Origin of the sequence: Photorhabdus kleinii, assembly GCF_025384885.1 — a bacterium.
Lineage (GTDB): Bacteria > Pseudomonadota > Gammaproteobacteria > Enterobacterales > Enterobacteriaceae > Photorhabdus > Photorhabdus kayaii.
Genome location: NZ_JAJAFY010000040.1, coordinates 37,253 through 45,556, shown reverse-complemented (window position 1 = coordinate 45,556; position 8,304 = coordinate 37,253). Strand labels below are relative to the sequence as shown.

The 8,304-nt window shown below is 35.4% G+C and carries 6 protein-coding genes; 1 reads left to right on the top strand and 5 read right to left on the bottom strand.

The window, feature by feature from the left end; translation table 11 throughout:
• The coding region (locus LG003_RS17060; protein ID WP_262981240.1) for a hypothetical protein at positions 1–313 on the bottom strand (313 nt) is incomplete at its 3' end.
• A gap of 848 nt (positions 314–1,161) precedes the next feature.
• On the opposite strand from LG003_RS17060, the gene LG003_RS17055 reads away from it, so the two are divergent.
• Complete coding sequence (locus tag LG003_RS17055) at positions 1,162–1,893, top strand: hypothetical protein (RefSeq protein WP_262981239.1); 732 nt, start codon at positions 1,162–1,164, stop codon at positions 1,891–1,893.
• Positions 1,894–2,220: 327 nt separating this feature from the next.
• Here LG003_RS17055 and LG003_RS17050 read toward each other — a convergent pair whose 3' ends face one another.
• The 4 genes from LG003_RS17050 to LG003_RS17035 all read right to left on the bottom strand — a co-directional run bounded on the left by LG003_RS17050 (position 2,221) and on the right by LG003_RS17035 (position 7,983).
• Positions 2,221–3,231: a fucose-binding lectin II gene (locus tag LG003_RS17050; RefSeq protein WP_262981238.1), complete on the bottom strand. Its 1,011-nt coding sequence runs from the start codon at positions 3,229–3,231 to the stop codon at positions 2,221–2,223.
• Between the two features lie 195 nt (positions 3,232–3,426).
• A complete protein-coding gene (locus LG003_RS17045) occupies positions 3,427–4,458 on the bottom strand; it encodes a fucose-binding lectin II (protein ID WP_262981237.1) in 1,032 nt (343 codons plus the stop codon).
• Between the two features lie 445 nt (positions 4,459–4,903).
• Complete coding sequence (locus LG003_RS17040) at positions 4,904–5,866, bottom strand: fucose-binding lectin II (RefSeq protein WP_262981236.1); 963 nt, start codon at positions 5,864–5,866, stop codon at positions 4,904–4,906.
• A 668-nt stretch (positions 5,867–6,534) separates the two neighbouring features.
• Positions 6,535–7,983: a flavin-containing monooxygenase gene (locus LG003_RS17035; protein ID WP_262981235.1), complete on the bottom strand. Its 1,449-nt coding sequence runs from the start codon at positions 7,981–7,983 to the stop codon at positions 6,535–6,537.
• Positions 7,984–8,304 lie beyond the last annotated feature (321 nt).

Here is an 8,304-nt window from a genome sequence, read left to right as displayed (position 1 = left end):
TAGACGCAAGAGAACAACGGGTGACCAGTGTGAATGGCATACGTCCATAGGATTCTGGACTCTTATTATTGTAAGTAAATCCACCGAAAGCCAATTGTTCGCCTTTATCAGTTACAATAATAAAGTTACCTCCAGGAAAATTGTTACCTGAAGCGTAGGGAGTTGGTATATTTAATGTGATTAATGCTGTTAAGCATGGTGAATTCGAATACTTTGAAACATTAAGTTCCAAACCAGGTATATCAACATAATTTTGGCTTGATGTTTGCAGGGGATTGCTACGTGGATCTATTGATGTAAAAACAATTGCCATAATTAATACTCCTAGGTTAGTTATTTTCGTTTTTTCTTATTTAGATCCCTCTATAATGCTTATCCTAATTTTTAATTTATACAAATCACCTTATCATAGGATTCTATTATTTATCTCTTTAAAAATTAAACAAACATCACTGTTTTTTATTAATAAAGTTCATGGCTCAATTAAATAGATAGATGATTTATATTATTTTCACTGATTTTTAACTCAATGTTAATATTTAACTGACAGATAATTTAGATACAAAAATTTCATCATTTCTCTTATTTTTTTATCTGGTGTTGTTCATTTCGGGATATTAGTGCTATTATAGTTATAACTCAGTCCGTTTAGTGGTTTGGGATTTTTTGCGATTGATCAGATCACAAAAATTGGACTGAGTTTTCTCCAAATGATCCATGTTTTGAAAAGTTATTTTGTATATGTAAAAATTAATACCATTAATGGATTATAAATAAAGCTATATATTAACAATTCATTAGTGAATTCAATGCTGTTTTTTTTGTTTGATTTTTTAAATTCCTGTAGCTGGTATTTTATTTTGTTTGGTTGGGTTTTTCTTCTTTTTTTTAAATAATTATGATGATTTTTATTTATTTTTAAATTAAATCTAACCCTGATTTTAGGTATAAAAAGTAAGATTGAAGTGTAATTTTATCTTTATATAGGGGGATATTTTAGTCATGAAATTAGAACAACATGAAAGTTCAATCTGAATTGAAGATTTATCTAATTCCAATTCCGTTCCAATAACGGTATGGGAGCCAAATTTATATCCTGAAGGTCGATGGATAGATGCGACAACACAGCGAGCTGGCGTGTTGTTTAAGGATTCAGCCAATGTGACTAGCGCCTGGGATATAGTCAATGTTGGGGGAAGGAAAGCTTTTAAGGCACAAACTTTGTCTAAATCTGGTAGTTATGGTCAATGTTTTGGGATTGTAACAGATACGACTGTTGATGCCAGACATTGCTATTGTGAGCTTGACCTATTTTGTAATCCATACCCTGAAATTACATTATGTGTGCTATCCAGGAAAACCAGTGCAAGCGGTACATATATAGATATTGGTTACGGCTATATGGCGGTTCATTTGACTGGGGGATATAAAGATAAGCTTCAATATATGCCACCAAATATTTTATTAGGTACTTCGATTGATATTGCAACGCCTTATGTCATGGTTTGGAATCTTCAGGCTCATTTGACTCAGTCAGTCAATTTTGTTGGCAAACAAACGGATGGTATTTATAAAGGGCAACCGACCCTAGGTACTGCTTATTCTGGTTTTCCACTGAGTTATGAATGGCCTAGAAATACTTGGTCACGTTGGCGAATTGGATTGCTTGCGGCAAATAATGGCACATTAATTATCGAATGGTATAACACTGTGGCAGATAAATGGAAGATAGAACTTTGCCAATATAATATGAATACACTTATGACAGGAAATCTTGCGTCAGGCCAGATTGGGATTATGTATGGTATGTCTTCTGCTGCTAACACTGTAGATCAACAAAATTCTCTTTACCGAACACCATTTGATCGAGCGATATTTTTTCAAGATTTTTAATATGGAGTATTGAGTCTGGTTATTTAACCATCTTGTGTGACATATACCAAGGGGCTTTCCTCCTGGCCCCATATATTGTTGTAATATATACCCGTCATCTTTCAAGTTGCCTCTTTGTTGGCTGCACTCACTCACCCCGGTCACATAGTTATCTATGCTCCCGGGGATTCACTCCCTTGCCGTCGCGATGCATCTTGAAATCCATAGGGTATAGAAAGGTGATTTTGATTATAATCTTATTATTGTTACTCAATGTGGCGTGCAAAAAAAGCGGCATAATACCGCTTTAATTATTGACAGAGTTTATCACTAGTGAAAATCTTTAACTCACCAGTTCAGAATGATGACACTATCCTTGTACTTATTGGCGGCACCATTTTCAGCCCCAATAATGACGGTTCCGGGTTTTCCCTCAAGAATGTTATCGAAATAACGGAGTTTGCAGGGTTTGTCATTACCTGCAATCTCAATACAGACTTTACCTGTACCGGATGCATGGGTTTTAGTCGCTATCAGGTTATCTATCCCCTTGCCGGTTAATGTATCTACTAGAAGATCGTCAATATAGACTTTTACCGTTTGTTGATGAACATCAGTATTCGTGTAGGCTGTCAGCCTAAATTTGGTATTCTGAGGTAATTGGAAACAATATTTACCGGTGTCACTGGTACCAAATTTTCCGCCACAGTTTTGACTACCTAATAAATCTGCGTCAACCGATACCATAGCTTGAACTCTATTAAAAGTGATGCCATGCCAATAAGTTTGGATGGATGTAGGTCCGATATCAATAGTATTTGATTGTGTATTGTATCGGATATAATTGTTGTCTTTGAAGAAGTAAATAAGAGAACCTGCAATGCTTTTCCATAAAACAACGGTATCCAGATTTGCATTGAATCCTGCGTATTTTTCGATAGTCTCCCATCTGTCTGAAATAGTTTTTTTACTAATCGTGTGTGAACTGACAGTATAATCAATACAGTCTCGCCCTTTGAAGAAACAGACAACATCTCGTTTTGTATCGACAAACTCGGTAGCTGCATCTATCCCATTTTCAAATTCGGTGCCTCTCAATCCAGGCCATCCTTCTATAATATGTTTTGGTCCCTCACTTACCTGAGCTTTTGCGATATCGAATTTAAGATATTGTGAGCCTTTGAAGAAATATAAATAACCATTTAAATTAATCACATCGTCAATATGTCGTTGAAACTCGACAGGAAGGTTAGGCCAGTCTTTACTGATAAGCTGGGGAGTGTCCCCTTTGTTGATTTGTGGATCATCATAATATTTAATATTTTCTGAGTTAAGAAATAAATAGGTATTTGTATTCATTATTACATCTCCTTTATGGTGATTAGAACTTAAGGTATTGTTAAAATTTCATTTTTTAGATGAAATTGAACAAGAATAATATTAATAAATATAATTTAAATTCTTTTATGCTACTTTCCTAATTGATTCTAAAGGGTAATTTATATTGGTTAAATTAATTTTATTTGTGGTAAAGTTTACCAAAGTGTTTTTAACTTACACCAGAGGCCAATTTAATACCACGACACAGTCATTGTAATTATTATTGATACCATTTTCAGCGCCAATAATCGCTGTTCCCGGTTTTCCATCAAGGGTATTATCAAAATAACGGAGTTTGCAGGGTTTGCCATCTCTTGTAATTTCAATGCAGACTTTACCTGTACCTGATGTATAGGCTTTAGTCGCCATCAGATTATTTGCTCCTCTACCGGTTAATACATCTACCAGGAGGCCGTCAATATAGACTTTTACCGTTTGCTGAATGTTCGTATTATTATAGCCTATTAGGCCAAATCGAATACTTTGAGGTAATTTGAAACAGTGTTTACCGGTGTCATTGGTACCGCATACTCCACAATTTCCACTATTATTGTCCCGCTTACTGCCTAACAAATCTGCGTCAACTGATACTGCGGCTTGAATTTTGTTGAAGGTTACTCCAGGCCAACCAGATTGGATGGGTATAGGTCCATTATCAATAGCGCCTGTTTTCGTATTATATCGGATGTAATTATTGTTTTTGAAAAAGTAAATAAAATAGCCGGCAATATTTCTCCATAAAACAACGGACTCTAGATTATTACTGTACGCTGCGTATTTTTCAGTTGTTCCCCATCCGGCTGAGATAGTATTCATATTAATCGTGTGTGAACTGATTTTGTAACTGATATAATGGCTTCCTTTAAAGAAATAAACAATATCTTGTTTTGTATCTACCCATTCTGTGGCTGCATCTATTCCGTTTTCAAATTCGGTTCCTTTTAATCCAGGCCACCCATCCACAATTGGTTTTGGCCCTTCACTTACCTGTGCTTTCGCTATATCGAATTTAAGATATTGCGAACCTTTAAAAAAGTATAAATAACCATTTAAATTAATTACATCGTCAATATGTCGTTGAAACTCGACAGGAAGGCTAGGCCAATTTTTACTGATAGGTTGGGGAGTGTCCCCTTTATTTATTTGTGCATCATCATGATATTTAATGTTTTCTGCATCAAGGAATAAGTAGGTATTTGTATTCATTGTTATATCTCCTCTATGGTGATTAATTGTTTAATTATTTAAACTTACTATTTCTAGATAATATATAATAAAAATGATATTCAAAGCTTTGATCATGATTGTTTTGTATTTATTATTTGCAGAGTGATGTGGAGTAGTTTATTTCATTGATGGTTTGTAATCAAGGTTGTATATTAATAAATAATTGATGAATTTAATATCATTGATGTTTTGCAAAAATAAAAATACTATGATAAGAGATGGATTTTTATTATATAAATAAGATGTGAAACATGGTTTATATTTTTCAAATATTCTCTTTGAATGTTTTTTATTGAATAATAATACCTTGGTATATATTTGGTTAATAATGAATTTAGCATAGTAAAAAGCGGCATAATACCGCTTTAATTAATTGGTAAATATTATTTTTGCTTATGGTGAAATTTATCACAGTGTTTTTAATTTACACCAGAGGCCAATTTAATACCACGACACAGTCATTGTAATTATTATTGTTACCATTTTCGGCGCCGATAATTACTGTTCCCGGTTTCCCATCAAGGGTATTATCAAAATAACGCAGTTTGCTAGGTTTGCCATCTCCTTCAATTTCAATACAAACTTTTCCTGTACCTGATGTGTAGGTTTTGGTCGCCATTGGATTATTTGTTCCTTTGCCGGTTAATGTGTCTACCAGAAGGTCGTCAATATAGACTTTTACCGTTTGCTGAATGTTCGTATTATTGTAAGCTGTCAGGCCAAATCGAATACTTTGAGGTAATTGGAAACAGTGTTTACCGGTGTCGCTAGTACCACATTTTCCACCACAATTTGAGGGTTTGGTAGGCGGACAAGGATCATTTATTTTTTCCATTTTCCACTGGTCTACCTTATGTACTTTACGAGCGCTATTACCAGAAAGAGATACACCATATAACGTGTTTGGTTTGTTGGCATTACCATAACTATTAAGGAAACCTTTATTTCCCCATCGATTATGTAGGCTGATAATTGCTCCTTCTATGATATTTCCCTTTATAGAATAAGGTGTCTCGCAATAAATAATCCACTCTAATGTTTTTGGAGAATAAGTATTTATATCAGATGTGACTATCGGATGTATTTCTCCACTTGGTACCGGTTGATTTGGGCCATCATAATATCCCAAATAGCCGCCATCGCAGAAAGCCAGATTATGAAGCAAAATAATATCATCATTAATTATTTCACTGCCGATAGCTTTTCCTGTTCCTGACTGTATTCGCCATATTACCCCTAGATCAGAAAAGGAGGGAGCTACAGTTAATACGTTATGTTTTGCGCCTGGGATGTCATTACTTCCATGTGTACTGAGATATCCTCCTTGCCAGTTATTGTAACCATTTAATATTCTTACTGTATCGCCATATTTAAGTATATCAGCCATAATTTATCCTTAATGTTTTTGGTTTATTTTTAACAATGAGTATGACATTGAAATTACCCTAGCTTAATTATTCTATTTTATAATTTTCTGGGTTATCTCAGAATAGGTTATTAAAATCAGCAAAATGCTCAACGTTTTTGTAATACTAAAAATAGTGATTAACGCCTGATTTTGTTAATTATGAACATTAATGTTTTCTGAAGGAATACCGATAATTTGTTTCTTTCCTCTGACAATGAATATACCACTAAAATTCCCTTTACTTAATTTACGATATTTCTATCTTGAACTGTGTAAAAATCGCATTTTCCGCTTTATTTACATTATTTATTAAGTTAAATTGTTTAATAGTGATAGGAAAATAAAAACTTAATTTTTATTGACACGAAGGATACAATTCTAATAAATTAATACTTTGATATATGATTGTTTTTTATCACCAAACTGAATTGATTGTGTCAAAATAGAATTTGGCTTTTACATCAAAACTGTTAAATTCCGAACTTTAGGGATATATACTCGTCATCTTTCAAGCTGCCTCTTTGTTGGCTGCACTCACTCACCCCGGTCACATAGTTATCTATGCTCCCGGGGATTCATTCCCTTGCCGTCGCGATGCAACTTGAAATCCATAGGGTATATAACCACTGATTTTTAATTTTGTGTGGTTATTTCCATTGCAACGCGACATCATCTATAGGCTGCCCCAAAACTTGTTTATCTTTTTTGTAATCATGTGGAATCTGCCAGTTTGAACTATATCCCTGACGAGGAAGCAAGTCGTTTGCACGTTTTACGTAACCAGATCGCAAAGCACCAAAAATATGTTCGTCCTCCTGCATCTCACCTGGCTGAGCATGTGGTGTCACAACGGTAGCATCGCGACGCTCCATCTCGTTCAATAAACGGCAGATATAATCCGCAGATAGATCAACTTTCAATGTCCAAGCGTTATTGATATAACCAAATACACAGGCACAATTAGGGATATTCTGTATCAACGTTCCCTTATAAAGCATGCGATCATGACTTTGTTGCTTTTGCCCATCAATAGAGAGTTCAATTCCACCAAGAAAATGTAATTTCAGCCCAGTTGCTGTAACAATAATATCTGCGGGTAATTCCTTGCCCGATTTTAATAAAATACTGTTTTCAGTTATACGTACAATATGGTCAGTAACAATAGAGGCTTTACCTTCTTTTAGTACCTTGAATAGATTATTACTGGGAATAAGACAGAGCCGTTCATCCCACGGCATGTATTTTGGCGTCAAGTGCTTCATGTCAAAATCTGGGCCGACACGCTTGCGAGCCAATGCCAGTAAAAACGCTTTCAATAATGTAGGTAAATGTCGACTTATTTTATAAATTAAGCGAAATAGAAAAAGATTGCGCTTTCTGCTCAATGTGTAAATCCAGCGCTGTGGAATAATGCCTTTGCAAAGCTCTGCTATCTTATCCCTTCCAGGCATTGAAAAGATGTAACTGGGAGAGCGCTGTAGCATCGTGATATGTTTAGTATCATGTGCCATTGCAGGCAATAAAGTAACTGCTGTTGCACCACTACCAATTACAACAACCCGTTTTCCTTTATAGTCCAACTTTTCAGGCCAGAGTTGAGGGTGAATTACCGGGCCTTTGAAATCTTCAATGCCGGGGAATTTAGGTAAATAAGGTTCATCATAGTTGTAATAACCTGTTGCAGCGATGAGAAAGCGACAGGTAAATTGCCGAGTTTCCCCACTGATTTCGTCAATCGCGGTAACGGTCCACTGGCGAGTCGAATTTGACCAGTCAGTCTGAGTGATTTTTAGCCCAAACTCTATTTTCTTATCAACTTCATACTCTTTTGCCGTTGCATTGATATAACTTCTAATTGAGGGCCCATCGGCAAAAATACTGGTGTCTGTCCAGGGGCGGAATTCATAGCCATAGCTCATCATATCTGAATCTGAGCGAATGCCGGGATAGCGAAATAAATCCCAAGTACCGCCTATCCTTTGGCGACGTTCTAAGATAATAAACTTCTGATCAGGACATTTCCTTGTCAAATGACATGCTACACCAATGCCGGCAATACCCGCGCCAATAATCAAAACATCATAATAGTTATCCATTGTTATTTCTCCTGCAATGTATTTTTTAAACAGTTGAAACTTGCCTAGTTAAAGCAACGTGATTCTTATCGGCACTGACAGTAGCATAGTAATATGAGATTGCTTTAGTCTTACATTGCTCATTACAAGCGTTTAACGTGTCAATATTTTCTGACGCCACAAATAAATAATTAGCCTGAGAATATTTTCAACCCTTCAATATGAATATTGGGAACCGTGTTTAAGTCACGTTATAGATGAAACAAATACAACCAGAAATTTGCTCAAGCATTTCTGCCTGCGCTTGAGTCGATATTGTACGGTGAAAGGATTTCGAAGTGA

What these genes read in the sequence shown, in the direction of transcription:
- LG003_RS17035 (WP_262981235.1), bottom strand. Translation starts at nt 7,983, where the DNA reads ATGGATAACTATTATGATGTTTTGATTATTGGCGCGGGTATTGCCGGC.
- LG003_RS17045 (WP_262981237.1), bottom strand. Translation starts at nt 4,458, where the DNA reads ATGAATACAAATACCTACTTATTCCTTGATGCAGAAAACATTAAATAT.
- LG003_RS17040 (WP_262981236.1), bottom strand. Translation starts at nt 5,866, where the DNA reads ATGGCTGATATACTTAAATATGGCGATACAGTAAGAATATTAAATGGT.
- LG003_RS17050 (WP_262981238.1), bottom strand. Translation starts at nt 3,231, where the DNA reads ATGAATACAAATACCTATTTATTTCTTAACTCAGAAAATATTAAATAT.